The following is a 25728-nucleotide window of genomic DNA, read 5'->3' as shown; positions in this document are numbered from 1 at the left end:
TTCCAGCAATGATAAGCATGCTTATAGATCATGGGAAGAGTTGCTTTTCCCAGCCTCCCGATTCTGGGCATGACGCGTGCCCCAAGGCGCCGGAAGGAACGGTTATCGTGGCGGAATCGCCCAGCTCCAACATGAGTGACGTGGTTGCCGGACGCTACCGGCTGGGTGAAGTGATTGGCCGCGGCGGCATGTCGTCGGTGTACTCGGCACGGGACGGGAATTTGGGCCGTGACGTGGCGCTGAAGCTCTTCGCACCCCAGGCGCCCGACGTCGGCGAGCTCAAACGCCAGGAGGCCGAGATCAAGATGCTGGCCACCTTGAACCATCCCAGCCTGGTGACGCTTTTTGATGCCGGCACCGATACCCGCATCCCCACCGAGCCGCGCCCGTTCCTGACCATGGAACTGGCGGACGGACAGGATCTGCGGACCCGCATCAGGCACAGCCCGGTCCCGCTGGACGAACTCGCGGTCATCGGCGCCGGGGTCGCCGACGCACTCTCCTACGTCCACAGCCTGGGGATCATCCACCGGGACATCAAACCCGCCAACATCCTCCTGGCGCAGACCCGCCCCGGCGAGCCGCTGCGGGCCAAGCTCACGGACTTCGGAATAGCCAGAATCACCGACGCCACGCGCCTGACAGCCACAGGGGCCATGGTAGGCACGGCGGCGTACCTGAGTCCGGAGCAGGCCATGGGCTCACCGCTCACCCCGGCCACGGACGTCTACTCGCTGGGACTGGTCCTGCTCGAATGCATCAAGCAGGCAGTGGAGTATCCCGGCAGCGCGGTGGAGTCCGCCGTGGCCAGGCTGCACCGGCCACCCGAAATTCCGTCGGACCTCCCGGCCGAATGGGCGGACCTGATCCGGTCGATGACAGCTATCGAACCCCTGGAACGCCCGGCCTCGGCAGACATTGAGACGGCGCTGCGACATGCCCTTGTTTCGCCCGAATCCGCCCCGGGCAGCCTCGCCCCGGCACCCACGCGGGTCCTGCCCAGCATGCCGTTCAGGGCGCCGTCCATCAGTTCAGCGCCGCCCGCCCCTCCCACGGACCCAATCCCCACCCAGGCCGCCACCCCCGCCCCCAAGGCTCCGGAAGCGCCCAGCCGCGCGCGGACTTCCAGCGCGCGACCCTCCCGCGTGCGGAGGCGGCTCTGGCCTGCAGCGGCATTGATCCTCCTCGCGGCAGCGGGCGGGTCTGTTGCGCTCACGGCGGGCCTGCCCTCGGAGTCCACTGCCGACGTCGTGCCTTACCCGACGGTCACGGGCGCCTTGGGTGACCACCTCCAGGAACTTCAGAAGAAGGTGGAACCATGACGCTTTTCCAGACCCGCCGCAGATGGTTCGAAACACGGCGATTGATTCGGCTGGCCACCGTCCTTGCCCTGGCCACGCTGCTCGCCGGCTGCGGCCCTGCCGAGACCGGCCTGCAGCGCGACGCCGCCCGCCAGCTTCAGGAACAAGTACTCGGCGTCAGCCAGGCTGCGGCCGCCAACGATCCCGCGGCAGCGCTCAAGGCGCTGGAGAGCCTGGAAGCCGGCCTTGCATCCGCAGCGGGCAGCGGACAGGTTTCCGAGGACCGGCGCCGGGGCATCATGACCAGCGTCGCCGCCGTCCGGGCCGACCTCACCGCCGCCGTGGAAGCCGCAGCGGCGAAAGCGGCCGAGGAAGCAGCAGCCGCCGCAGCTGCGGCAGAGGCCGAGAAGGCACGGGCTGAGGCAGAGGCGTCGGCCCAAGCCGCCGCGGAAAGTGCTGCGGCAGCCGCTCCCGCCCCCGCACCGGCCCAGGCCCCCGCGCCCGCACCAGCCAAGGGCAGCGAGGGCAAAGGCAAGGGCAAGAACGGCTGACCTCCCGCCTCGTTGCGGCAGGATATTGCCGGATGCCCTTCAGAGCCTCTTCGATAGACCCACCCTGGTACCGAACGGCAGCATATTGCCGAATTTGGGAGCCCTCCGATTTTGCGGGATTACCGCTCACGGGCTCCTGCGGCCCTGGCCCGCTTGAACGGTGCTGGCCCGAACCGCTCAAGCGGGCCAGGGCCGCTTTTGCGTCCCGGCTCAGCTATTGCACGTAGAGGACGCTGCGGCGGCGACACAAATGCTTGCGACTTCAACCATTGGCGCGTATATTTACTTTAAGCTTCAAGTAAGCGCCTCTCTTGTTTCGAGTGCAAGGAACCCCGGATGACCACGTTCTTCGAGTCCATCGCCGCGTCGCTGACGGCCCCCGCGACTGTCCGCAGCCGGGTGACGGTTCCGCTGCGTTTCCCGGACGGCTTCACCGCCGTCGCCGAAGTCCTGACCTTCCACGGGCTGGCCGACGGCAAGGAGCACCTGCTGCTGGCCTTCGGCGACTGGGACGGCATGCTGCATGACGCGGCCGACGGCGGCAACACGCCCCTGGTCCGGCTGCACAGCGAGTGCCTCACCGGGGACGTCTTCGGCAGCGAGCGCTGTGACTGCGGCCCCCAGCTCCGCGAGGCCGTGGAACAGATCTCGGCCGCGGGCGGCTTCCTCCTCTACCTCCGGCAGGAAGGCCGCGGCATCGGCCTGTACTCCAAGCTCGACGCCTACGCCCTGCAGGACACCGGCCTGGACACCTACGAAGCCAACCGGGCCCTGGGCCACGGCGACGACGAGCGCGACTACACCGCGGCCGCCCAGATGCTCGACGCCGTCGGGGCAACTTCCGTCCGGCTGCTCACCAACAACCCGGACAAGGCCGCCCAGCTCACCTCCCTCGGGATCACCATCGCCGAGCAGGTCCCCACCGGCGTCCACCTGTCCGAAGCCAACCATCGCTACCTTGCCGCCAAACGCGACCACACGGCCCACACGCTCGACCTGGCGCCGGCCGCCGTCGAACGCGTCCTGGACCCGGCCGCAGACGAACCCGCCCCGCCCGCCGTCGAGACTGTCAACACGGCCCCGGGCCCGGGCCGGATCCTGGACCGCGTGGACGCCCTCATCCCCCGGCTGCGGGAACGTGCTGAGGCGACCGAGCAGCTGCGCCGCCTGCCGGAATCGACCATGGCGGAGCTCAAGGCTGCCGGGGTTTTCGAGATGCTGTCGCCCAAGGCGCTGGGGGGATCCGGGCTGGGTGTCGACACCTACGCCGAGGTGGTCCGCCGGCTGTCCCGGGGGTGCGCCTCAACCGCGTGGACGGCCGGCCATCTGGCCGAGCACGTCTGGATGCTGGCGCGCTGGCCGCAGCGGGTCCAGCAGGAAGTCTTCGCCGGCGGGCCCGCTCCCCTGGCGGCCGCAACCGGCGCCCCCGTGGGCACGGCTGAAAAGGTTACGGGCGGCTACGCGATCTCCGGACACTGGAGCTTCGCGTCCGGCGTGATGCACTCGGAGTGGGCTCTCCTGGCAGTCCAGCACCACGGTGTCCGGATGCAGGCCCTGGTGCCAGTGGCTGAGCTTGAATTGCTGGATGTCTGGCACACGGCGGGCCTGCGGGGCACGGGCAGCAACGACCTCACGGCGGAGCAGCTCTTTGTGCCCGATCACCGCGTACAGGACTGGGCCCTGCTGGGCTCCGCGGACAACCCCGGCAGCCGGATCCATCCCGACCCGATCCTCCACACGCCCATGGCCATCCTGCTGAACCTGGTGGCGCCGTCCGCCGCGCTGGGAGCCGCGGAGCACGCCGTTGAACTTTTCCGCGAAGGAATGATGGTGCGCAGGGGCAAGAACACCGTGGAGACCCGGCAGTCGGATTCGCTGCTGGCGCAGGCCCGCTTCGCGCAGGCCTACGGGCAGCTGGCCACGGCCCGGCTGCACTGGGAGGAGGCGGTCCGGCTGGTCGCCGGGGCGGATGCCCGCCTTTCAAACCTGGACGACGGCGGCCGGGCGGCCTACCGGCTCTCGCTCGCCCTCAGCGGGGAAGCCTCCGCCGAAGCCGTGCGCCTGGTGGCCGCGGGATCCGGCGGCAGCGCCCAGCGGCTGGCCCACCCGCTCCAGCGGATCCAGCGCGACGTGAACGTGCTGCTCAGCCATCCGACGCTTGCGATCGACCCGATCCTGGAGCAGGCGGGCAGGGGCCTGCTGGGACTGGTCTTTACGGTCCCGTCGTTCTAGCCGCTGCCGGCTGCCGGCTTCCGCGGCCCTAACCCGCTTGAGCGGTGCTGCCCAGCGCCGCTCAAGCGGGGCCGGACCGCTTTTACTCCCAGGCCCCGCGGGCGTCCAGGCTCAGCTCTTCGTACCGGCCGCGGCTGCCGAGAGCTGCTTCAAGCCCTTTTCGAAGTCGCCGCCCACCAGCTTGTCCATGTTCATGAACAGGGCGAAGACCTTGGCCAGCCCCTTGTTCTCGCCGGTCATGGTCCATTTCACGGTGGTGCCGCCGTTTGCCGGGGTCAGGGTGAAGGACGTGGGGTTGACGGCCTTGAAGGGCTTCGTGAATTCGAGCCGGACCCGGAGGACACTGGGAGCGGTCGACTCGACGATCTCCATGTTTCCGCTGCCGGCCTTGCGGTTGCCGCTCCAGGCGTACTTCGCGCCCACGCCGGCGTCGTTGCCGGAGTAGTGGCGTTCCATGGTGGGGTCCACGGTCTCCCAGGGCGACCATTTGGTCCATTGGTGGAAGCTGTTGATCAGGGGGAAAATTGCCTCGGCCGGGGCCGGAATGAATGCGCTGCGGGTCACTTCATAGGTAGCCATGCAGCCAGCATAGTGGCTGGTCAGGGCTTGGTGGAGGCCAACGCCCCGTTACTCCGCGGCTAGGTGCTGAGGGCACCGATCTTGCGTTCGAGCGCCGCCCGCTCCGCGGCGTTTCCGCACATCTCCAGAGCTTCCCAGAGCGCGGTCCGGGCCTCGTCCCGCCGCCCCAGCCGGGTGAGGAGCTCCCCGCGGACCGACGGAAGCAGATGTGTACCACGCAGTTCGCCGCGTGCGGCGATCGCCTCCACCAGCACCAGCGCGTCGGCCGGGCCGGAGGCCATGGCCACCGCTACCGCCCGGTTGAGTTCAATGATGGGCGACGGCGTGAGCCGGCCGAGTGCCTCATACAGGCCAACGATCCGGGGCCAGTCCGTCCCGGCCACCGACCCCGCCACCGCATGGCATTCGGCGATGGATGCCTGGAGTCCGTAGGCACCCAGCCCGTGCCCGGCAGCCACAGCCCGGGCGAGCGCCGCGCGGCCACGACGGATCGCCGACTGGTCCCAGAGCAGCCGGTCCTGGTCCTCAAGCAGGACCGGCTGTCCGGACGCGTCCACTCGGGCCGGGAAGCGGGCGGCTGTCAGTTCCATCAGCGCGAGCAGCCCGAAGACCTCCGGTTGCGGATCGAGCCGGACCAGCGTGCGGCCCAGCCGCTGCGCCTCGGCGGCGAGGTCACGGCGGATCCAGGAGTCGCCGCCGGACGCGAACGACCCCTCCGTGAAGATCAGGTAGACCGCCTGCAGCACGGAGCCCAGCCGTTCGGCCCGCTCCTTCGGCTCCGGCACGGCGAACGGGACGTTGGCGGCGGCGAGGGTTTTCTTGGCCCGGGTGATGCGGGCCTGGATGGTTGCCACCGGCACCAGGAACGCCTTGGCGATTGCCTCGCTCCCCAAACCGCCCACCACCCTGAGCGTCAACGCGATCCGGGCCTCCTTGGACAGCACCGGATGGCAAGAGATGAACATCAGCGCCAGCACGTCGTCGTCGATCGCCTCCGGATCGAACAGCGCATCCGGCCCCGGCTCCTCCGGGGACAGGTCGCGGGCGAGCAGTGCGTAGCGCTCATCCCCTGCCGCCCGCCGTCGAAATGAATCGATGGCACGACGGCGGCCCGTGGTCAGCAGCCAGCCCGTCGGCTCAGCGGGGACGCCGTTGACGGACCAGGACACGAGCGCTTCGGCGAGCGCCTCCTGGGCCAGGTCCTCGGCGAGGGCGAAGTCGCCGGTAAACCGGGCGAGGGCGCCGACGATGCGGGCGGATTCCATCCGCCACACAGCCTCGACGGCGCCCCTCGCCGCGTTGGAACCCACTGTGTCTCAGGGCTGCCGGTTCAGAGCTGCCCGGTCTGCTCGCGCCAGGCACGTTCCTTCTGGATCCATTCGTTGTCCTGCGGGAACTCGTCGATGGTGGGCACCCGGCGGATCTCGGTCTTGCTTCCTTCGGTCATCGGTGCACGCTTGGCCCACTCGATGGCTTCCTCCTTCGAAGCGACATCAAGGAGGTAGAAGCCGTTGAACAGCTCCTTCGTCTCCCCGTACGGCCCGTCGGTGACCACTGGCTGCTCCCCGGTGAAGTCCACCACGACGCCCTCTTTGGGGTCGTCCAGGCCTTCCGCCGCCAGCAGCACTCCGGCGCGGATCAGTTCGTCGTTGAACTTGCCCATCGCGGTCAATGCCTCGGTGAAGTCGACGTCCGTGAACTTGGCGAGTGACTCGTCGGTTGCCCGCATGATCAGCATGTACTTGGCCATTGTGGTTCTCTCCTTTGGATACTTGGAAGGTCGCCTTTCGACCTTCTCACCCATAGGTCGAACGGCGCCACGGCAGATCGACACACGAAAAGAAAAACTTTTGCCTTAGCTGCGGGGGTGCGGCCGGTGGCGCTTCGGCTTGCCGCCCACCAGGTCACGGACGGCCGCATCCAGGCGGTCCTGGCCGGCGGGGCCCTTCGTGCCGTCGGGGTCGTCCGCCAGGGCAACGAGGTCTGCGGCCACGACGGCCAGTTTCATGTTGGTCCGGCTGCTGAGGCGGATCAGCAGCCTGAACGCTTCGTCGGAGCCGACGCGGAGCCTGCCCATCACCAGTCCCCGCGCCTGGTCGATGACGCTGCGGGTGGAGGTGGCCCGTTCCACTGCCTCGCGTGCCGCCTCCTCGGTTTCCCGCTGAAGGGTGGCCGTCAGGTCCACCATCATGCCGTCAATCGCAGACACCCTCCCCGACGCATCAACAAGTCCTTCGCCGGAGGTCAGGACCTGGTGCAGGCGGCCTTGGGCATCGATGATCCGGTGGTAGATGGAGAAGTGGCCGCCATGCCGGCTGATTTCCCCGATGATCTCCTGGGTCCGCGGCTTGTCGTCCGGATGCTTATGGGCGAGGATCAGCTCCATGGTGGGCACTACCTCGCCGCGTTCGTAGCCGTGGAGGTGATAGAGCCCGTCGGACCAGGCTGCCGTCCCGTGGACCAGGTCGATGTGGTACGACCCGGCCGGGCAATCGCCCGTACCGAGCGCGCTCGAATACGTGTGCGGGCGGCTCAAGTCGGACACTTTGGGCACCTCCGGGCGTTCTGTAGGCCGCCTCCCCATGGGCGGTCATCCCATTATGGCAAGGAAACCCGCATCCGAAACGTTTGTATCGCAAAGGTGACCTCCCCGCCGTCGGACGCTCTCTCACTACCTGCCGGTTTCCCGGCGATCCTCTCTCACTACCTGCCGGTTTCCCGGCAACGCTCTCTCACTACCTGCCGGTTTCCCGGCAACGCTCTCTCACCACCCGCGGCTGCCGCCGGGCGCGGCTGCAGGTAGTGAGAGAGCATCGTTGAATTTCCTGCATCAAGTGAGAGAGCGTCCGGGCAGGACGTACGACGGCGTCACACCAGGCAGCCTTTCGGCCCACCTTAGGTGCCGCTACCCCGCTAAACCGGGCCGCCGCCGTCGACCGCTCCCCGAAAGCGTGCCCGGCGTGACGCCGGGCGATCCCTACCACCGCCGCCGGCCGCCGGGTGTTGCGCACCCTTGACTCAGATACCCCCCGGGGGTATATTCGAGGTGTTGTCAGTGAAGTGGTATGTCCAGGCAGGTGCCCAGCACCGCCGTCACAGCCGTTCAACCCCAGCGCCCATTGGCCCTTTTTCAAGGAATGGATACTGACATGCCTGGTATTGGAAACCGCACCGAACTCCCACAGGCCACCCCGCACGCCGGCTGCAGCTGCTGCTCAACGAACGCCGCCACTCCTCCTCGGCAGGAGACGGCCGACGCCGAGTTCCTGGTTGAGGGCCTGACCTGCGGCCACTGCGTTGAGACCGTCAAGAAAGCCGCATCCACCGTGGAGGGCGTGAACGCCGCCACCGTTGAACTGGTAGCCGGCGGCACGTCGCGCCTGCGCATCGCCGGATCCGCCGATCCCGCCGCGGTCCGCGAGGCTGTCACGGCGGCCGGATACACCGTCAGCCGCTGACCCAGAGGATCCTCGCCAGGAGGCATCATGCAAGACCACACCGCAACCACAGAGCACCATCACCACGACAGCCACCACCCGCACAGCCACCACCGCGAGGACGACCATGCCGTCCACACCGCCGGCCAGCACGCCGGCCACAGCACGGCGATGTTCAAGAACAGGTTCTGGGCATCGCTGGCCCTGTCCGTCCCGGTGGTCTATTTCAGTCCCATGGTGGGCCACCTCCTGGGCTACATGCCGCCGATGTTCCCTGGTTCCGACTGGATTCCGCCCGTCCTGGGCACGGTGATCTTCCTCTACGGGGGCCAGCCGTTCCTCAAGGGCGGACTGCAGGAACTGAAAGACCGGCGCCCCGGCATGATGCTGCTGATCGGCATGGCCATCAGCGTCGCCTTCACCGCTTCCTGGGCCACCAGCCTGGGGATCGGCGGCTTCGACCTGGACTTTTGGTGGGAACTGGCCCTGCTGGTGGCCATCATGCTGCTGGGCCATTGGATCGAAATGCGTGCCCTCGGTTCCGCGCAGGGGGCCTTGGATGCCCTGGCCGCACTGATCCCGGATGAGGCCGAACGCGTGACGGGCACCGGCACCGAGACGGTCCCGGTTTCCGAGCTGCGCGAAGGCGACACCGTCCTGGTCCGCTCGGGCGCCAGGCTGCCGGCCGACGGCACGGTGACCGATGGGCAGGCCGAGTTTGACGAGTCCATGATCACCGGCGAATCCAGGACCGTCCCGCGCGCCCCGGGAGACGCCGTCGTCGCGGGAACCGTGGCCACCGACAATTCCGTCCGCGTGCGGGTGACCGCCGTGGGCGAGAACACTGCCCTGGCCGGCATCCAGCGGCTGGTGGCAGAGGCCCAGGCTTCCTCCTCCAAGGCCCAGGCCCTGGCCGACCGGGCCGCCGCTTTCCTGTTCTACTTCGCCGCCGGCGCCGGTGTTGTCACGTTCGTGGTGTGGACACTGCTGGGCAGCGTCCCTGAAGCCGTTGCCCGCACCGTCACCGTGCTGGTGATCGCCTGCCCGCACGCGCTGGGCCTGGCCATCCCGCTGGTGATTGCGATTTCCACTGAACAGGCGGCACGGGCCGGTGTCCTCATCAAGAACCGGATGGCCCTGGAACGGATGCGCACCGTCGACGTCGTCCTTTTTGACAAGACCGGGACGCTCACCACAGGTGAGCCGGAGCTCAAGGACGTAATAGCGTCCGACGGCGGCAGCCGGGACGGGCTGCTGGCGCTCGCCGCCGCCGTGGAGGCGGACAGCGAACACCCCGTTGCCCGGGCCATTGTCAGGGCGGCAAGGGCGAAGAACCTGCGCATTCCGGAGGCGACCGGCTTCACGTCCATGACCGGGCGCGGCGTCCGCGCCACCGTGGACGGCCGCGTGATCCACGTGGGCGGGCCGGCTCTCCTGCGCGAACTGGGCCTCACGGAACCGGATTCCGCGGCCGCCTCCACCTCGGCGTGGATGGAACGGGGAGCTGCGGTCCTGCACGTGGTCGACGGGAACCGGATCCTGGGTGCAGTCAGCCTCGAGGACGCCGTCCGGTCCGAGTCCCGCCAGGCCGTGGCCGCCCTGCACAACCGCGGCATCACAGTTGCCATGATCACTGGCGACGCACGCCAGGTTGCCCAGGCCGTGGCTGACGAACTGCAGATCGAGGAGGTCTTCGCGGAAGTCCTCCCGGCCGATAAGGACAAGAAGGTGGCGGAACTGCAGGCCCGCGGGCTGAGGGTGGCCATGGTGGGTGACGGAGTCAACGACTCGCCTGCCCTGGCCCGGGCAGAGGTGGGCATTGCGATCGGCGCGGGCACCGACGTCGCCATGGAATCGGCGGGCGTTGTCCTGGCCGGCAACGATCCCCGGGCCGTCCTGTCCATGGTGGATTTGTCCCGGGCGAGCTACCGGAAGATGTGGCAGAACCTGGTCTGGGCCACGGGCTACAACGTCATTTCCGTCCCGCTGGCCGCCGGCGTGCTGGCGTTCGCCGGGGTGGTGCTGTCCCCTGCGGCGGCGGCTATCCTGATGTCTGCGTCCACGATTGTGGTGGCCCTGAACGCCCAGCTGCTGAGGCGGCTGAAACTGAACCCGGACCAGGTGCGTTGAAAGAAACAGGTCCGTTCACGTCCGGCGCCGGGAGGAGGCACAGCATGACCGCATCGGCCCGTCGGCGACTCGCCGTGCTGGTTTGCCGCGCCGGCCTGCTCGCCGGCATCCTGGCCATAGTTGCCGGGATCCTCGGGATGCACACCCTGACCGGCAACCATGCTGCGCACATGCTGGGTGCCGCGCCGCCGCCGTCGTCAGCAGCTGCACCCGCGGGCATGGCACCTGCCGGCGGGCACAGCCACGGGCACTCCGCTACTGACGCGGCCGCTTCCGGTGCTGACGCTTCCGCCCCGCCCGCATCCCACGCCTCCGCGCGGTCCGCTGCCGCGCCGCCGTCGTCCGCTGCCGCCTGTAGCGGCAGCTTCGCCGGTACCGAACTGCCGGGCGCGGCCTGCACTCCCCTGGCCAAGGCAGGATCCCTTTCTGCCCCCGAGCCAGGCAGCGCCGGACAGCTGGCGGCCGCGGACACCAGTTCCCGCGCCGCTGTCCCAGGCTCGTACGCCTACCTCCCCGACGGCCCCTCGCCCGGGGACCTGTCCATCAGCCGGACGTAAAAGGGGCGACGCCGGGCCGCGCCCCGGCGGTATCCCCGCCTGATGCGCGCCGTCAGGCCGTCCGCCGCGCCACTGCGCGGCATGCCAAGATTTCCGGCGCCCCGGCGCCGAACCTCAACCTGAAGGACAGATTTCCCATGAACACCAAAACTTTGAGCGTCGCAGCCATCCTTGCCGCAGCCATTTCGCTCGCCGGCTGCGCCGCGGGGACCGCCACCACGCCGTCGCATGGCATGGACCACGGCAGTTCCAGCCCGATGTCCAGCATGATGCCGGACGCCGCCGCGGACCACAACGCTGCGGACATCATGTTCTCGCAGATGATGATTCCGCATCACGCCCAGGCCGTGGAAATGAGCGACATCATGCTGGCGAAGCCTGGCATTCCCGCGGCGGTGACGTCCCTGGCCACCCGTATCAAGGCGGCGCAGGCCCCCGAGATCGAGCAGATGACCGGCTGGCTGGAGGACTGGAACCAGCCCACCGGCATGATGACGGGCCACTCCATGCCCGGCGGTGGCATGTCCGGAATGGTCAGCGGCGAGGACCTGGACAAGCTCAAGGCAGCCCAAGGCGATGAGGCGGCGAAGCTCTTCCTCACGCAGATGATCGCCCATCATGAAGGCGCCATCGCGATGGCCCGGACAGAGGTCGACTCCGGCGAATACAGCGAAACCATCACGCTGGCAAAAGCGATCATCACCGCGCAGGAGGCCGAGATCGAGGAAATGAAGCAGCTGCTCGCCACGTCCTGACCCCGCGGGTGCTCGGGCCGACCGCCTGAGCCGTCTCCCGCCGTCGGACCCTCTCTCACTTGATGCGGGTTTTCCGGCCGACCCTCTATCACTTGATGCAGGTTTCCGTCGGACCCTCTCTCACTTGATGCGGGTTTCCGGCCGACCCTCTCGCACCTCGTGGCGTCAGCCCCCAGCCCGCCTCCGGGAAGTGAGAGAGCGTCGCCCGATTTTCTGCAGAAAGTGATAGAGCGTCGCCCGATTTGCTGCATCAAGTGAGAGAGCGTTTCGACGGCGGCGGCCGCAGCTTCACGTGTTAAGTTGAAATGTGCGGACCGACCGGTCCGGCGCGCCGGCTGGAAAGAGTATCCCTTTTGCAACTCCCCGAACCTGCCCCCGCCCAAGTGAGAATCCTGACCGTCTGCACGGGCAACATCTGCCGCTCCCCCGTGGCCGAGCGGCTCCTGCAGGCCGGCCTGGACCAGGCGGTTCCGGGCGGTTTTGTCGTCACCAGCGCCGGCACCCGGGCTCTAGTGGGCGAGCCCATCCAGCCGCCGTCGGCGGACATCGTACGGACCTTCGGCGGCAACGCGGAGGGCTTCGCCGCCCGCCAGCTGACCAGCAAAATCCTGCGCGGCGTGGACCTGGTGCTCACCATGACGTCGGGCCACCGCGGCGAAGTGCTGCAGCTGGACGCGTCCCTCCTGAAGCGCACCTTCACCATCCGCGAGTTCGCCCGGATGCTCGACGTGCTCGATGACCGCGCGGCCGCCGCACCGGACAGGGCAGAAGAAACAGCGCACGACGGCGGCGACCGGCTGGCCGCGAACGCGGCCTTCTGGCGCGGGCTGCCGGCGAGGGCTGCAGCTGTACGGCACCTGTCACTTCCGGCGGATTCATCCGAAAACGACATCATCGACCCGTACCGCCGCGGCCTGGAGGTCTACCACCAGATGGAAGACGAACTGGCCCCGGCGATCGTCTCCATCCTGCGCCACGCACGGCTGAACGCGCCCGCCTGACCGGGCTGCCGCCGTCGTACTTTTCGCTGCGGCTTATTGTGCGGCTTTTCTGCGGATTCCCCCGATGTAACGCCGGAACGCCGGTGCTAATTTTCGGAAATGGGCACCCTGTCCGCGCATCCGAGCTTCGCACATCCCGGCAAAACTGCACGCAATCCTGCACGCCGGCGTCGCCCGTTCCGGGCTGTCCTGCTGGTGCTGCTGGCGCTGGTGATCCTCATCCCCGCCTCCGCGGGCGCCTACCTCTTCAACCTCGGCAGGATCTTCGATTCGGAGACCACCAAGATTGAAAACGCCTTCCCCGATGAAGCCACCCGCCCGCTGCCGTCCGTTCCCGGCGGAGCCGCCGGCGGTGCTCCCGGAGCCGGTCCCGCAGCAGCGGGGACCCCGGCGTCGGACTCCGGCCGGTCGCTGAACATCCTGGTGATGGGCAGCGACAGCCGCGGCGCCACCACTGAGGAAGCAACGTCCGGAGCCGGATCAAACCAGCGTGCGGACACCCTGATGCTGGTCCATATCCCCGCCGACCGCAGCAAGATCTACTCCATCTCCCTGATGCGCGACCTCTGGGTGGGCATCCCGGATCACGGCCACGCCAAGATCAACGCGGCCCTGGCGTTCGGCGGCGTCCCGCTGATGGTGCAGACCGTGGAATCCATCTTCGGCCAGCGCATCGACCACATCGCCATGATCGACTTCGAAGGATTCGTAGGACTGACCGATGCCCTGGGCGGGGTGCAAGTGGACATCCCGGCGCCCTTTGTCTCCTACCACGACCAGATCTCCTTCCCCGCCGGCCCCAACACCCTGGACGGGAAGCACGCCCTGGAGTTCGTCCGCGAGCGCTACGCCTTCGCCGACGGCGACTACCAGCGCGTCCGCAACCAGCAGGCGTTCGTCAAGGCGCTGCTGGCCAAGAACCTCAGCGCAGACACGCTCCTGAACCCCCTGAAGGTCCATAACGTGGTCAGCGCCATGGCCCCGTTTATCAGCGTCGACGGCGGCCTGGACGCCGCCACGATCGCCGGTCTCGCCGTGGAACTCAAGGACGTCCGCCCCCGCGACATGGTGATGTTCACCCTCCCCACCCGGGGCACCGGGACCTCCACCGACGGCCAGTCGATTGTGCTCACCGATCCCGTAGCCATCGATGCCCTCTCCGCTGCCATGGCCGCCGACACGCTGGGCGACTATGTAGCCGCCAATGGCCTGGAGGGCGGAAACTGATGCCATGGAGGCACAACGATGAGCACCCCATCCGGTTCCGACCCCAGCGGTCCTGAGCCTTCCGCTCCCGCTGCGCCGCACCCGGCGCAACTGCCATGGACAGAACGACGCCGGCGCCTGATTGCCGCCGTCCTGGCAGTCGTGCTGGTGGTCGGGGTGGTCATCGCCGTCTTCAGCTTCAACCGCACCGGCTCGGAATCCGGGGCACCCGTGGTGTCGGAGACTGCCACGCCCACTGCCACCGAAACGCCCACGCCTACCGAGACCCCTGCCCCGGCGCCGGCCGCTCCCGCGCCGCCCGAGCCGATCCCGGACCTCGCCCCCGGCGCCATGAACGTCCTGATCATCGGCAGCGACAGCCGCGGCAACGCCCGGGAGCAGCAAAACCACACGCTGGCTACGGGCGAATCCTCAGACCACCGCTCGGACACCCTCATGGTGGTCCACGTCCCGCCGGACCGCCGGACCGTCCAGGTCGTCTCCATCATGCGGGACATGTGGGTGGACATCCCCGGCTACGGCGGCGCCAAAGTCAACACCGGCCTGCAGGTCGGCGGCATACCTCTGACGGTGCGGACCGTGGAGTCGCTGCTCGGCGTCCACATCGACCACACCATGATGCTGGACTTCGGCGGTTTCAAGGCCCTGATTGATGCGCTCGGCGGCATTGACGTTGCTGTCCCCGTGCCCTTCCAGGCCACCTTCGAGACCCATCATGTCTTCACCCCGGGGCTGAACCACCTGGACGGACAGGCCTCGCTCGAGTTCGTCCGCGAGCGGTACGCGTTCGTCGACGGCGACTATCAGCGGGTCCGCAACCAGCAGACGTTCGTCCGGGCATTGCTGGCGAAGCTGACCAGCGACGGCGCCTTGAACAACCCCGACGTGGTCCGGAGCCTCGTGGCCCTTTCCGGCCCATGGCTCACTGTCGACCAGGGCTTCGATGCCATGACAGTGGCGATCCTCGCCTACGGGATGCGCGGCATCGACTACAACGCCAGCACCTTTGTGACACTGCCGACAGCCGGAGTGGGCACCATCGCCGGGGCATCGGTGGTGCTGCCCGACTACGGAGGGATAGCCGGCGTTGCCGCGGCCCTAAGGGACGGCAGGCTGGCCGAATACGCCGCTGCCAACGGACTCTGACGCCCTGACCGCGGGGACCTGGCAGGCCCGCCAGACCGCTACGCCGGGCGCTCCGCTACGCCGGGCGCTGCAGCCTGGAAGCCCGCGTAACGGGTTCCTCTGCCTGGGCCATTTCGTCGGCCTTGAGCATCAGCGGGACCGCGAAGGTCACCACGAGGCGGGCATCGGCGTCGTCCGTGGACCGGATGGTCAGGCTCCGCGTGCCGAACGGCACGGAGGGGGTGAAGACCTGCAGGTTCCGGGAGCCGACGTTCGCGGAGTCCTGGAACGTGTAAACAGTGCCCCGGTGGTCCTCAATGGCAATGCCCGGCACCGGTTTCCCGACGGCGGACTCCACGTGGATGTTGACCACCAGGCAGGTGCTCCACACTTCCACGGAAAGCACCGTGTACTCCGCAGACCCCGTTAAATGCAGGCCGAAGGTGGGTGGCAGGAGCATCTGCCGGAGGGTGCCTTTCGGAATCAGGTTGCGCATCATGGTCCCCAATTTGCTAAGAGTGCTTATAATTACCGCGCGTTACTGACGCAGTGTCAAGGGTTACCAGATGACAGTTCAGTATCGTTTGATCCGGCCCATCAGGCGCTGCCAAACAGCCCAGTACGCCACTCCCACCGCCAGCGACAGGGCCACCGCCAGGACCGGATAATTGTCCTTCAGGTCCGGGAAAACCACCCAGTGCGTCACGTACACATACAGCGAAGCGCTGGCCAACAAACCCACCACACGGTGGAGGATGGCGGGCAGCGGAAGGGCCGGCACCCAGGCGAGCAGGAGGATTCCGGCGAGTATCGTGGCCTCCCGCCACGGGTCGCCAAAGTAGCCGGGAAGGGCGACGGCGGCAATTGCGGACAGTGCCAGCCGCTGCGGAACGGTGCGTGCCCGGGCAAAGGCCCAGCCCAGCGCAAAGAGCCACAGGACCGGCCGCGTGTGCAGGATGTCGAAACCGAGCAGGCCGTAGCGGGCCAGCAGCCCCGCCCCGATCAGCGCCACGGGGAAGGCCAGCGGGAACCGGCGTTCGGTCCGGTGCACCCAGGGGATGGCCAGCAGCGCCATCATTCCGAGCAGCACGTACACCAGCACTTCCACGAACCAGAAGTGCCAGGCGTCGGTCCAGCCCGCCGGCCCGATCATCGTATTGAGCAGGACCAGGTTCAGCGGGGTGTAGTGGAACTTGTCCGTCAGGAGCATGACCGCCCCGATAAACACCACGGTGGGCACCACGATCCGCGCCACACTGACCAGCTGGCGCCGCAGCCTGGGCAGCCTCTCGCCGCCCAGCTGGAAGCGGGCAAAGTTGTAGCCGGCCAGGGCCATGAGCACATGGGCGGTCCCGGGCCAGCGGATCAGGTCCACGTGCGTGCTGACGATGACGACGATGGCCACAGCACGCAGCACGATGCTGGTTTCCAGCGGCGCGAAGATCCGCCGGCGGCTGCGGCGTGGACGCGCCCGGGCCTGCAGGTCCCGGACCGGGGTCACGTGCCAGTCCGGCGCCAGGTGCCCGAGCGCCTTCTCCAGCCGGACGGACGCAGCCACGTAGGAGAGCGAGTCGCCGCCGAGCGAAACGAACGTGTCGCCGTCGGAAATGTCCTCGATCTCCAGCGTTTCGGCGAAGATCCGGCGCACATCCTCCGGCGCTCCCGGCGTCGTGGGGGCCGCCCCACCGGCGGCTCCTCCGGCGGCGGGTTCTGTAGGGCAAGGTTCGGCGCCTAGGGCCAGCACGGCAGGGTAGTCGGTTTTGCCCGTGCCCAGCCGGGGCAGCTCCCCGACGGCGTGCACCTCCACCGCAGCGCGCGGCAGCCCCAGGTCCTGGGCGAGCATCTTGGCCAGGAGCCGGGTGTCATGGCTGCCCTCGACGGCGGCCACCAGTTTCCGGTCCGTCCCGGCGCAGGCCGCCTGCAGGCCCATCCCGTGCAGCATCTTCTCCACCTGGCCAAGGTCGATGCGCAGGCCCACGATCTTCACGAAGCGGCTCCGACGCCCCACCACCTCGTACAGTCCGGCGGCGTTCCGGCGGGCGAGGTCACCGGTGCGCAGCTCGGTGACGGTGCGTCCGGCGGCAAAGTCGGCGGGGGTCTCCGCGTAGCCAAGCATCACGTTGGGTCCGGAGTAGACGAGCTCGCCGTCGTCGAGTCCGGGGACAGCCTCGATCCGGAAGCTCCCGCCGGGCACGGGCACGCCGATGGCGCCGGGGTGGGCGGCGGCCAGGTGCGGCGGCAGGTAGGCCATCCGGGCCGTGGCCTCCGTCTGCCCGTACATCACGAACAGCTCCCAGCCGCGGCTTCGGCCGTGCTCGGCGTAGCGGGTCACGGTCCCGGGCTCCAGCCTGCCTCCGGCCTGGGTGACGTAGCGCAGGTCCGGCAGGTCCATGTCCGTGAACCCCACCCGGTCCAGGAGTTCAAAGGTGTACGGCACGGCGGCGAAGGATGTGGCGTGCCGGTTGCGGAACAGCTGCCAGAAGCAGGGGTCCACCACCGACAGGTCCGTGAGCACAATCCCGGCGCCGCGGAGCAGGTGGCTGTTGATCACGGAGAGGCCGTAGCAGTAGGACATCGGGAGCGTGGTGGCGGCCCGGTCATCGGCGCTGATGTCCAGGTACGTGGCGATGGCCTCGGCGTTGGACTGGACGTTCTCCCGCGAAAGCCGGACCAGCTTGGGTGATCCGGTGGAGCCGGACGTGCTGAGCAGGAGCGCCAGGTCCGGGTGGAACGTGTGGTTCGTGACTGGCCGCACCTCCTCAAGGGCGGGCTCCCCCCAGGCGTCCCCCGCGGTCCCGGGCGTCCGTGCGGTCCCGGGCCGGACGATGACGTCCGGGTCGTAGGCGGCAACGAGCGATGCCACGGCGGCATCATTCCCGGCCGGCGCGAGGATCAGCGGGTGCCCCGAGGCGAGGGCGGCAAGGTACGCCACCAGCGAGCCGACGCTGTTGTCCGCCGCAAGCACCACCAGGCGGCGCGCCGTGCCCAGACGGGCGGCAAACGCGTCCACGCGGCCGGCGAGCTCCTGGTAGGACAGGACGCTGCCGCCGGTCAGGATGGCTGGCCGGTCTCCATGGCGCGCAAGGTCGGCGGCAAGGGCCACCCCGGCGAGTTCTAGGGAGGGAGTCACCGCGTAACTGTAAAGGCGAGCCTTACCTAACAACAACTCGATAAAAGGCCGCCCGCCCGATCATGACGCCGCGCCACACCAGCATCAAGCAACGCGGGGTCACTTCCGGCCCGATAATCCGTGGTCAGAGGGCCATAAGTGACCCCGCGTTGCTGTACGAGGGCGTTATTCCGCGCCAAAAGTGGGTACGCCGCTAGTGATGTCCCTTGCTTTCCGCATCCGGCGGTCAGCGTGCGGCACAGGGCGGATGGTGATGAGCGGTGGATGGCAGTGGAATGACGCAGGCGGTGCGGGAGGCCGGCGCGGTGGAGCTCATACTGGTCCGGCACGGCGAGAGCCATGGCAACGTGGCCGCGACCCTGGCCGACCAGGCCGGCGCCGACATCATCGAGGTGCCGGCCCGGGACGCCGACGTCGGGCTCTCCGCCACCGGCCAGGACCAGGCACTCGCGCTGGGCAGGGCGCTGTCGGGCGTCGCTGAGGAGCTCCGTGCCGACGCCGTGGTGTCCTCGCCCTATGTCCGCGCCCGGCAGACGGCGGAGATCGCGGTGGAAACCGCGGGCTGGCCGGTCAAAGTCCGCACGGACGAGCGGCTCCGGGACCGTGAGCTCGGCGTCCTGGACATGCTCACCCGCCGCGGCGTGGACAGGTGGCATCCCGACGAAGCCGAACGGCGGCTCTGGCTGGGCAAGTTCTACTACCGGCCGCCCGGCGGCGAATCCTGGGCCGACGTGGTGCTGCGGTTGCGATCGGTCCTGGGCGAACTGAACAACCTGGGCAGCGGGCACCGGGTAATGCTGGTCTGCCACGATGCCGTGGTCCTGCTGGTCCGGTACATCCTGGAAGGCATGAGCGAGGCCGAAATCCTGGACCTCGCCGCCGGCACTTCAGTCCTGAACGCGTCCATCACCCGCTATGTGCGCCCCGCCGGGCAGGGCCCGTGGACGCTGGAGAGCTTCAACGTGGCGGACCACCTCACGGCCCAGGGCGTCGAAGTCACCGAACACGCCGGGGATGCCAGTGTCCACCCGCGCCGGTGAGGGGCAGGGCCTCAGTTCGGGGCCTGGCACCGGTGGGGTGCCGGGCGGGCAGGCTTCGCCGGCGGGTCCGCCGGCCGGCACGCCGGCGAACGGTTCCCGGGCGGCGCCGGTCACGCCGTCGCTATTGCGCTCCTGGCCGTTGCCGTCGGCAGGTGAGGACAAGTATTCGCGCGGCGCAGTGATGGTGATCGGCGGCGCCCGAACTACCCCCGGCGCCGCCATGCTGGCCGGGACCGCCGCACTCCGGGCGGGGGCCGGCAGGTTGACACTGGCAGTGGCCGAATCGGTGGCCATGCATGTGGCCGTGTCCCTCCCGGAGGCCGGCGTGGCCGGACTACCGGAATCGGCGGACGGATCCGTGCTGGGATCCGGGCTGGAGCCTGTCCTGTCCGAACTTGGCAGCGCCGACGCAGTTCTGGTCGGCCCGGGGCTGGACAACATCGATCTCACGGAGAAGCTCCTCCGTACCCTGCTGGAGCTCGACGCCGACGCCGTCACCGGCCGCGGATCAGTGACCGGCGACGCGACCATCATCCTGGACGCCTATGCCCTGGGATGCCTGCCCCGGCTCGAAGAGTCCCTGGATCCGTGGCGGGGCCGGCTCATCCTCACCCCGAACCCCCACGAGGCGGAGATCCTGCTGGGCAGTGAGATAGACCAGTTGGAGTCTGCGGTGGCGGCCATTGCGGCGCGGTACCAGGCTGTGGTCAGCTGCCAGGGTTTTGTGGCCCGGCCTGCGGCCGGGCGGTCGGACGGCGAGGCCTCAGGCGGTCCCGACCTGTGGGAGATCACCACCGGTTACGGCGGGCTGGGCACGTCCGGAAGCGGGGACGTCCTGGCCGGTGCCATCGCAGGGCTCCGGGCCCGGGGCACCAGTGACGCCCAGGCCGCCTGCTGGGGCAGCCACCTTCACGCGGCCGCGGCGGACCGGCTTGCCAGCAGGCTGGGTCCGTTGGGCTTCCTGGCCCGCGAACTGGCCGACGAGCTGCCCGCGCTGATGCTCGAGCTCGCCACCTGAATCCACCCGCCCCCGCCTCTAAGCGCGAACGTATACTTGCGGCCCCGGCGCGGACGTGGGGATGGCCCCCGGCAACGCCGGGGGCCATCGTATCGGAGGGGATCACCGCAACTGCCGATGCGCTATTTGGCGCTGTGGCGTTCCTTAGTGGCAAATCGCCCTGAAGAGGCAGATATACAACGCGTTCGGATCCTCCCGGTACTGCCGTTTTAGCACTGGTTTGAGACCCAATACAAGGGGTTCCGGCGGGTAACTTAGCTCCGGGTGGGATCGGGGCGCAGGGGTGCCGGCCCCGGGTCAGGCACCGGCAGCGGACCAGGGGGCTCCGGCGTCGGAACCGGGCTGGGCCTGGCAGGGCCGGGGTGCCCCGGGAAGGTGGGGTCCGGGTTCATGGGATCGGGGCCGGGTTCCGGCGGGAACGGCTCGGGTTCGTGCACTGGCGGGATGGTCACTTAACTTCCCCTTTCAGGCGTGGTCACGCGGTGGCTGGTTGCCTTTGCGTGATCAGGATACGCCCGCCGCCTTCCCCTCCAGAAGCCGGTTGCTCCATCACTTATGGTCGTTCTCCGCGCTCAGAGGGACCATAAGTGATAGATCAACCGGACCGGCGGGGCGGCTCTCCCCCGGTAGCGAACGGCCCGCCCCATTGCCCGCAGGGGTCTATATATTGAAGGAATGACCCAGACTCCGCTGCAGGATTCCGCAACTTCTTCCCTCACGCCGCCGGTCGCCAGGAAGGTACCGCACGAGCGGACGCACCATGGCGACACTTTCGTGGACAACTACGAATGGCTGCGCGAGAAGGAATCCGCCGAGGTGGTGGAGCACCTCAAGGCCGAGAACGCCTACCAGGAGGCCGTCACCGCGCACCAGGAGCCGCTGCGGGAGGCCATTTTCCAGGAAATCAAGGGCAGGACGCAGGAGACAGACTTGTCTGTCCCGAACCGCAAGGACGGCTGGTGGTACTTCAGCCGCTCGGTTGAAGGCAAGGAATACGGCATCCAGTGCCGGGTACGCGCCGACGACACCGGCAACCCCGTGGCTGACTGGACTCCCCCGGCGGTGGAGGCCGGCGTCGACATCCCCGGCGAGGAAGTACTGCTGGACGGCAACATCGAAGCCGAAGGCAAGCCGTTCTTCTCGGTGGGCGGCTCCGCCGTCACCGTGGACGGGAACCTCTACGCCTACGCCGTGGACAACTCCGGCGACGAACGCTTCACCCTCCGGATCAAGGACCTCCGCACCGGTGAGCTCCTGCCGGACGTCATCGAGAACATCTTCTACGGCGTCAGCTTCTCCCCGGACGGCACCCGCATCTTCTACACCGTGGTGGACGATTCGTGGCGCCCGTACCAGGTCAAGTCCCACGTCCTGGGCACGCCCGTCGCCGACGATGAGGTGATTTACCAGGAGGACGACGTCGCCATGTGGCTGGGCTTTGAGCTCTCCTCAGACAGGCGTTACCTCGTGCTGGGCATCGGCTGCTCCGAGTACAGCGAAACCCGCCTGCTGAGCTTTGATGATCCGACGGCGGCGCTCACCACGGTGATTTCGCGCGACGAGCGCGTGCTCTACGAGGCGGAGCCGTTCCTGCTCGCCGGCCCGGACGGCGAAAAGCACGAGCGGATCGTCATCACGCACAACCGGAACGCCGTGAACTCCATGGTCTCGCTGATCGACCCGGCCGAGCTCGCCAAGCCACTGGCCGAGCAGCACTGGAGCACCGTCGTCGGGCATTCCGACGACGTCCGGGTCAACGGTGCCGGGGTCACCTCCACGCACCTGATCGTGTCCATCCGCAAGGACACGATCGAGCGGGTCCAGGTAATGGGCCTGGCCGGACTCGGAACCCCAGCGCAGGAAGCCCCGGTGGAACCCGCGTTCGACGAGGAGCTGTACACGGCCGGCGTCGGCGGGTCCGACTACGAGGCACCGGTGATCCGGCTGGGCTACACCTCCTACTTCACGCCGTCGCGGGTGTACGACTTTGTCCTGCCCACCCCGGCACAGCCCGCGGGCGAACTGCTGCTGCGCAAGGAAAGCCCGGTGCTTGGCGGCTACGACGGCAGCGACTACGTGGCCACCCGTGAATGGGCTACGGCGGCGGACGGCACCCGCATCCCGCTCTCCGTGCTGCGGCACAAGGCAGTCAAACAGGATTCGACGGCGGCTGGCCTGGTGTACGGGTACGGCTCGTACGAGCTGAGCATGGATCCGGGCTTCGGCATCGCGCGGCTGTCACTGCTGGACCGCGGCGTGGTGTTCGTTATTGCGCACATCCGCGGCGGCGGCGAGCTGGGCAGGCACTGGTACGAGGAGGGCAAGAAGCTCACCAAAAAGAACACCTTCACGGACTTTGTGGACGCCACCGACTGGCTGGCCACTTCCGGCTGGGTGGATCCGTCCAGGATTGCGGCTCTGGGCGGCTCAGCGGGCGGCCTGCTGATGGGTGCGGTGGCCAACCTGGCGCCGGAGAAGTACGCCGCTGTGGTGGCGCAGGTGCCGTTCGTGGATGCCCTCACCACCATCCTGGATCCGGAGCTTCCGCTGTCCGCGCTGGAGTGGGAGGAATGGGGCAATCCCATCACCGACCCCGAGGTCTATGACTACATGAAGTCCTACTCGCCCTATGAGAATGTGCACGCGGTGGCCTACCCCAAAGTTGCCGCGGTGACCTCCTTCAACGACACCCGCGTGCTGTACGTGGAGCCGGCCAAGTGGGTCCAGGAGCTGCGGAACAAGACCACGGGGACTGAGCCGATCCTCATGAAGATCGAGATGGACGGCGGCCACGGCGGCGCGTCCGGGCGGTACGTCCAGTGGCGTGAACGGGCGTGGGATTACGCGTTCATCGCCGATTCCCTCGGCGCCACCCGACTGCTCCCGGGGGCCGGCCTGCGCTAACCCCGTCCCGTAACGGCACGCCAGGGCCGCTCAGGCCTGCGGGTGCTCTGCCAGCCACCTGGCAAGCGCTTTGAGGTTTCCCCGGGCCAGTGACCCCGGAAACCAATCATGCTGACTCTTTGGTGCCCAGCTCCGGATGCTCTGCCAGCAGTTCCGCCAACGTCTCAAGGTTGGCGCGGACTGTCCTGGCCTGGGCTTTCTCAACCAGCCGGTCGGCAAGTTTCCCGAAAACACCGCCGAGGCCGGATGCTGCGTCGATCCTGTAGTTGAGCCGGGTCCCGTCGCCTTCAGGCTCAAGGGTGGTGGTGATGGTGAATTCCAGCGGACCGTCCACCGAGCGGGAGACGATGCGGCCCGGGGGCTCGTATTCCGTTATTTCCGCTTTCCAGTCGAACTTCCTTCCCATGACCTTGCTGGCGCCCTGGGCACGGATGCCCAGCGCCTCGGGAACACCGCCGATGGTCTCCGCGTGCAGGACCGACGAGTCCCAGACCGGAATGTTTTCGTTCTTCGACACGAAATTGAAGACGTCCTGCGGAGGACGGGCAATGTGGACACTTTCTTCTACGACGGGCATGGGAGGCTCTCCTTGGACACACCTGTCGCCGGCCCGGCTTGGCCGGCAGTCCAGGCACAGCGCCAGTGTGGCCCGGAGGCATTAGGCCGTCAAGAGCCGGCGGGCGATCACCGAGGCCGGGTTCGCCATTCGTCCTCAAGGACCGCATAGATCAGCTCCGTGGCCCACTGGCCTTTGTAATGCCATTTGTCCACGTGGCGGCCTTCCAGCCTCATGCCCAGCCGCTCGCAGAGCCCGGCCGACGCCGTGTTGAGGGCATCCAGCCGCGCCTCGATCCGGTGGAAGCCAAGTTCGCCGAACCCCAGGTCCAGCACGGCCGCCGCCGCTTCGGTGCCGTAGCCCTTGCCGCGCGCTGCCGGGGCCAGGGTCCAGCCAACTTCGCCCTGTCCACGGCCCGGCAGCCATTTCAGCACCACCTCGCCCATCAGGCCCGGCTGCCCCTTGACCTCGATGGCCAGGCACACCCAGTCGCCCTCCTTCTCGAACACGAAGTTGGCGTATCGGCCCACCCGCTCCATGGACTGCGTGTAGCTTTTGGCCGGCCCAGGCAGGAACCGGGCAGTCTCAGGCATCGAATGGTACGCGTGGAACGCGTCAAGGTCCTTGCCGTCGAAGCGGCGCAGGACCAGCCGCTCGGTGCGGAGGGGCAGCGGAATCTCAGGCATGGTGTGAGCGTATTTCATGGGATCTCGGCAGGCTCGATCACAGGACGGACAGGCACGGTCACCGGGAGCCGACGACGGCGGCAGTCGCCTCTGCGATGGCGCGTTCCTCGTCGGTGGGAACCACGAGGACGGGGATGGCGGACTCCGGCGTGGAAATCACCCGCGGTTCCTTGGCCCGCTGGCTGTTCAGGCCGGCGTCGAGCTCTATCCCGAGCGCACCCAGCTTCTCCGCCACCAGGGCACGGAACTGGTGCGAGTTCTCGCCGATGCCGGCCGTGAACACCAGGGCTTTGGCTCCCCCGACGGCCACGTGGTAGCCGCCGATGTACTTGGCCAGCCGGTAGGACGTGACCGCGAGCGCCGTTGCAGCCCGGGCATCACCGGCCTCGGACGCCTCCACCACCGAGCGCATGTCGTTGTTGCCGGCAAGCCCCTTCAGGCCTGATTCGCGGTTGAGCATGGTGTCGATGTCCTCCGGCGTCCAGCCCGCCCTGCCGAGGAACACCAGGATGGACGGATCGAGGTCGCCGGAGCGGGTGCCCATAACGAGGCCCTCCAGCGGGGTGAAGCCCATGGACGTGTCCACGGATTTTCCGCCCCGGATGGCCGTGACCGAGGCGCCGTTCCCCAGGTGGGCGATCACGCCGTCGAACTCCTCCACCGGCAGGTCCAGCAACGCGGCGGCCCGGTGCGTCACGTACTCGTGCGAGGTGCCGTGGAAGCCGTAGCGGCGGATCCCGTGGTTGGTATAGAGCTCGTCCGGCACCGCGTAGCGCCAGGCGTGCTCCGGGAGGGTGCGGTGGAAGGCTGTGTCGAACACGGCCACCTGGGGCAGGTCCGGCCACTTCCTGCTGATGGCCCGGATGCCCAGCACGTTCGCGGGGTTGTGCAGCGGCGCCAGCGGGTTGAGCCGCTCGATGGCTCGGGTGATTTCGTTGTCGATCAGCACGGGCTCGGCGAACCGCTCGCCGCCGTGCACCACGCGGTGCCCGACTGCTGCGAGTTCGAGGTCGCCGAGCTCGGCGTGGATGGCGGCGTCCACCTGTTCCAGCGCCTCCGCATGGTCCCGCGGGCCCTCGATTTCGCCGTCCCCGTCGCCGCCGTTGCCCATGCCGATCTTTTCGATCAGCCCTTCGGTCAGCACACTGCCCGCCGCCACATCGCGGACCTGGTACTTGAGCGAGGACGAGCCGGAATTGATGACAAGCACGAGCACTGGGGCCTCCTGAGCCTTGCTTCGGGATGCTGCCGGGGCAGCGGTAGGCGTCACGCCGGAGCCTGGCGCAGCGCTCCGCACTGCCCACTTTAGTAGCCAGCCTTCCGTTTTGTATTTGAGAACTATTCTCATTAGAATGATCGGCATCATCTCACTGTGATCAGCTCCCTGGAGGCCCTGTGCCGCCAGCAGGCCTGCGAGGCCATGGCGGCCGCGAACCCCCAAGGCCCCGCGCAGCACCTGGCCCCGTACTCAAACTGACCCAATCCCAACAAAAAGGAGC

Annotated in this window: 23 protein-coding genes; 13 read left to right on the top strand and 10 right to left on the bottom strand. The window is 68.2% G+C overall.

What is annotated here, in order from left to right:
* The first annotated feature begins 104 nt into the window (after positions 1 to 104).
* The 3 genes from J2X42_RS13715 (at position 105) to ribA (ending at position 4084) form a co-directional block, all read left to right on the top strand.
* Positions 105 to 1322: a serine/threonine-protein kinase gene (locus J2X42_RS13715; protein WP_310166137.1), complete on the top strand. Its 1218-nt coding sequence runs from the start codon at positions 105 to 107 to the stop codon at positions 1320 to 1322.
* Positions 1319 to 1852 (top strand): hypothetical protein, encoded by a 534-nt coding sequence (locus J2X42_RS13710; protein ID WP_310166011.1) that lies wholly within the window; start codon positions 1319 to 1321, stop codon positions 1850 to 1852. Before J2X42_RS13715 ends, J2X42_RS13710 begins: the two co-directional genes overlap by 4 nt.
* A gap of 336 nt (positions 1853 to 2188) precedes the next feature.
* Positions 2189 to 4084, top strand: coding sequence for a GTP cyclohydrolase II RibA (gene ribA, locus J2X42_RS13705; protein ID WP_310166009.1), 1896 nt, complete (start codon positions 2189 to 2191; stop codon positions 4082 to 4084).
* 111 nt (positions 4085 to 4195) lie between these two features.
* Here the strand turns inward: ribA and J2X42_RS13700 are convergent, their stop codons facing one another.
* The 4 genes from J2X42_RS13700 to J2X42_RS13685 all read right to left on the bottom strand — a co-directional run bounded on the left by J2X42_RS13700 (position 4196) and on the right by J2X42_RS13685 (position 7208).
* A complete protein-coding gene (locus J2X42_RS13700) occupies positions 4196 to 4663 on the bottom strand; it encodes an SRPBCC family protein (protein ID WP_310166007.1) in 468 nt (155 codons plus the stop codon).
* Between the two features lie 59 nt (positions 4664 to 4722).
* On the bottom strand, positions 4723 to 5973 hold the full coding sequence (locus tag J2X42_RS13695) for a DUF6596 domain-containing protein (RefSeq protein WP_310166005.1): 1251 nt from the start codon (positions 5971 to 5973) through the stop codon (positions 4723 to 4725).
* A gap of 20 nt (positions 5974 to 5993) precedes the next feature.
* Positions 5994 to 6413, bottom strand: a complete 420-nt coding sequence (locus J2X42_RS13690; protein ID WP_310166003.1) for a YciI family protein — start codon at positions 6411 to 6413, stop codon at positions 5994 to 5996.
* A 105-nt stretch (positions 6414 to 6518) separates the two neighbouring features.
* Positions 6519 to 7208: a PAS and ANTAR domain-containing protein gene (locus J2X42_RS13685; protein WP_310166001.1), complete on the bottom strand. Its 690-nt coding sequence runs from the start codon at positions 7206 to 7208 to the stop codon at positions 6519 to 6521.
* 604 nt (positions 7209 to 7812) lie between these two features.
* On the opposite strand from J2X42_RS13685, the gene J2X42_RS13680 reads away from it, so the two are divergent.
* The 7 genes from J2X42_RS13680 to J2X42_RS13650 all read left to right on the top strand — a co-directional run bounded on the left by J2X42_RS13680 (position 7813) and on the right by J2X42_RS13650 (position 14916).
* Entirely contained in the window at positions 7813 to 8121 is a 309-nt protein-coding gene (locus J2X42_RS13680) for a heavy-metal-associated domain-containing protein (RefSeq protein ID WP_310165999.1), read from the top strand.
* Between the two features lie 27 nt (positions 8122 to 8148).
* Positions 8149 to 10230 carry a copper-translocating P-type ATPase gene (locus J2X42_RS13675; RefSeq protein WP_310165997.1) on the top strand — a complete coding sequence of 694 codons (2082 nt, stop codon included), beginning with the start codon at positions 8149 to 8151 and terminating at the stop codon, positions 10228 to 10230.
* Between the two features lie 44 nt (positions 10231 to 10274).
* Entirely contained in the window at positions 10275 to 10787 is a 513-nt protein-coding gene (locus J2X42_RS13670) for a hypothetical protein (RefSeq protein ID WP_310165995.1), read from the top strand.
* A gap of 137 nt (positions 10788 to 10924) precedes the next feature.
* Complete coding sequence (locus J2X42_RS13665) at positions 10925 to 11542, top strand: DUF305 domain-containing protein (protein ID WP_310165993.1); 618 nt, start codon at positions 10925 to 10927, stop codon at positions 11540 to 11542.
* Positions 11543 to 11925: 383 nt separating this feature from the next.
* Positions 11926 to 12543, top strand: a complete 618-nt coding sequence (locus J2X42_RS13660; RefSeq protein ID WP_310165991.1) for a low molecular weight phosphatase family protein — start codon at positions 11926 to 11928, stop codon at positions 12541 to 12543.
* A gap of 99 nt (positions 12544 to 12642) precedes the next feature.
* Positions 12643 to 13770: an LCP family protein gene (locus J2X42_RS13655; protein WP_310165989.1), complete on the top strand. Its 1128-nt coding sequence runs from the start codon at positions 12643 to 12645 to the stop codon at positions 13768 to 13770.
* An 18-nt stretch (positions 13771 to 13788) separates the two neighbouring features.
* Positions 13789 to 14916: an LCP family protein gene (locus J2X42_RS13650; protein ID WP_310165986.1), complete on the top strand. Its 1128-nt coding sequence runs from the start codon at positions 13789 to 13791 to the stop codon at positions 14914 to 14916.
* Between the two features lie 55 nt (positions 14917 to 14971).
* On the opposite strand, the gene J2X42_RS13645 is transcribed toward J2X42_RS13650, so the two are convergent.
* Together J2X42_RS13645 and J2X42_RS13640 are read right to left on the bottom strand one after the other, a co-directional pair.
* Positions 14972 to 15394: a hypothetical protein gene (locus J2X42_RS13645; protein WP_310165984.1), complete on the bottom strand. Its 423-nt coding sequence runs from the start codon at positions 15392 to 15394 to the stop codon at positions 14972 to 14974.
* 75 nt (positions 15395 to 15469) lie between these two features.
* Complete coding sequence (locus J2X42_RS13640) at positions 15470 to 18025, bottom strand: AMP-binding protein (protein ID WP_310165982.1); 2556 nt, start codon at positions 18023 to 18025, stop codon at positions 15470 to 15472.
* Between the two features lie 275 nt (positions 18026 to 18300).
* Here J2X42_RS13640 and J2X42_RS13635 point away from each other — a divergent pair, with 275 nt between their 5' ends.
* The gene (locus tag J2X42_RS13635) at positions 18301 to 19065 is read left to right on the top strand and encodes a histidine phosphatase family protein (RefSeq protein ID WP_310165981.1); all 765 of its coding nucleotides are present in this window, start codon (positions 18301 to 18303) and stop codon (positions 19063 to 19065) included.
* A complete protein-coding gene (locus J2X42_RS13630; protein WP_310165980.1) occupies positions 19040 to 20083 on the top strand; it encodes an NAD(P)H-hydrate dehydratase in 1044 nt (347 codons plus the stop codon). Before J2X42_RS13635 ends, J2X42_RS13630 begins: the two co-directional genes overlap by 26 nt.
* A gap of 254 nt (positions 20084 to 20337) precedes the next feature.
* On the opposite strand, the gene J2X42_RS13625 is transcribed toward J2X42_RS13630, so the two are convergent.
* Complete coding sequence (locus J2X42_RS13625) at positions 20338 to 20535, bottom strand: hypothetical protein (protein ID WP_310165979.1); 198 nt, start codon at positions 20533 to 20535, stop codon at positions 20338 to 20340.
* A gap of 223 nt (positions 20536 to 20758) precedes the next feature.
* On the opposite strand from J2X42_RS13625, the gene J2X42_RS13620 reads away from it, so the two are divergent.
* Positions 20759 to 22987 (top strand): S9 family peptidase, encoded by a 2229-nt coding sequence (locus tag J2X42_RS13620; RefSeq protein WP_310165978.1) that lies wholly within the window; start codon positions 20759 to 20761, stop codon positions 22985 to 22987.
* Positions 22988 to 23093: 106 nt separating this feature from the next.
* On the opposite strand, the gene J2X42_RS13615 is transcribed toward J2X42_RS13620, so the two are convergent.
* The 3 genes from J2X42_RS13615 to J2X42_RS13605 all read right to left on the bottom strand — a co-directional run bounded on the left by J2X42_RS13615 (position 23094) and on the right by J2X42_RS13605 (position 25445).
* Entirely contained in the window at positions 23094 to 23564 is a 471-nt protein-coding gene (locus J2X42_RS13615) for an SRPBCC family protein (RefSeq protein ID WP_310165976.1), read from the bottom strand.
* A 107-nt stretch (positions 23565 to 23671) separates the two neighbouring features.
* On the bottom strand, positions 23672 to 24229 hold the full coding sequence (locus J2X42_RS13610; protein WP_310165975.1) for a GNAT family protein: 558 nt from the start codon (positions 24227 to 24229) through the stop codon (positions 23672 to 23674).
* 58 nt (positions 24230 to 24287) lie between these two features.
* The gene (locus tag J2X42_RS13605) at positions 24288 to 25445 is read right to left on the bottom strand and encodes an acetate kinase (RefSeq protein ID WP_310165973.1); all 1158 of its coding nucleotides are present in this window, start codon (positions 25443 to 25445) and stop codon (positions 24288 to 24290) included.
* Between the last annotated feature and the right edge of the window lie 283 nt (positions 25446 to 25728).

The sequence above is a fragment of the Arthrobacter sp. BE255 genome (assembly GCF_031457335.1).
In the GTDB taxonomy this organism is placed as follows: Bacteria; Actinomycetota; Actinomycetes; order Actinomycetales; family Micrococcaceae; genus Arthrobacter.
The sequence above is the reverse complement of the archived record's forward strand: the minus strand, read 5'-3'. Positions and strand labels throughout refer to the sequence as shown.

Coding starts and splice junctions, on each gene's coding strand:
- J2X42_RS13645 (WP_310165984.1), bottom strand. CDS start 15,394: ATGATGCGCAACCTGATTCCGAAAGGCACCCTCCGGCAGATGCTCCTG.
- J2X42_RS13690 (WP_310166003.1), bottom strand. CDS start 6,413: ATGGCCAAGTACATGCTGATCATGCGGGCAACCGACGAGTCACTCGCC.
- J2X42_RS13710 (WP_310166011.1), top strand. CDS start 1,319: ATGACGCTTTTCCAGACCCGCCGCAGATGGTTCGAAACACGGCGATTG.
- J2X42_RS13635 (WP_310165981.1), top strand. CDS start 18,301: ATGACGCAGGCGGTGCGGGAGGCCGGCGCGGTGGAGCTCATACTGGTC.
- J2X42_RS13630 (WP_310165980.1), top strand. CDS start 19,040: ATGCCAGTGTCCACCCGCGCCGGTGAGGGGCAGGGCCTCAGTTCGGGG.
- J2X42_RS13680 (WP_310165999.1), top strand. CDS start 7,813: ATGCCTGGTATTGGAAACCGCACCGAACTCCCACAGGCCACCCCGCAC.
- J2X42_RS13700 (WP_310166007.1), bottom strand. CDS start 4,663: ATGGCTACCTATGAAGTGACCCGCAGCGCATTCATTCCGGCCCCGGCC.
- J2X42_RS13670 (WP_310165995.1), top strand. CDS start 10,275: ATGACCGCATCGGCCCGTCGGCGACTCGCCGTGCTGGTTTGCCGCGCC.
- J2X42_RS13650 (WP_310165986.1), top strand. CDS start 13,789: ATGAGCACCCCATCCGGTTCCGACCCCAGCGGTCCTGAGCCTTCCGCT.
- J2X42_RS13620 (WP_310165978.1), top strand. CDS start 20,759: ATGACCCAGACTCCGCTGCAGGATTCCGCAACTTCTTCCCTCACGCCG.
- J2X42_RS13665 (WP_310165993.1), top strand. CDS start 10,925: ATGAACACCAAAACTTTGAGCGTCGCAGCCATCCTTGCCGCAGCCATT.
- J2X42_RS13655 (WP_310165989.1), top strand. CDS start 12,643: ATGGGCACCCTGTCCGCGCATCCGAGCTTCGCACATCCCGGCAAAACT.
- J2X42_RS13675 (WP_310165997.1), top strand. CDS start 8,149: ATGCAAGACCACACCGCAACCACAGAGCACCATCACCACGACAGCCAC.
- J2X42_RS13610 (WP_310165975.1), bottom strand. CDS start 24,229: ATGCCTGAGATTCCGCTGCCCCTCCGCACCGAGCGGCTGGTCCTGCGC.
- ribA (WP_310166009.1), top strand. CDS start 2,189: ATGACCACGTTCTTCGAGTCCATCGCCGCGTCGCTGACGGCCCCCGCG.
- J2X42_RS13615 (WP_310165976.1), bottom strand. CDS start 23,564: ATGCCCGTCGTAGAAGAAAGTGTCCACATTGCCCGTCCTCCGCAGGAC.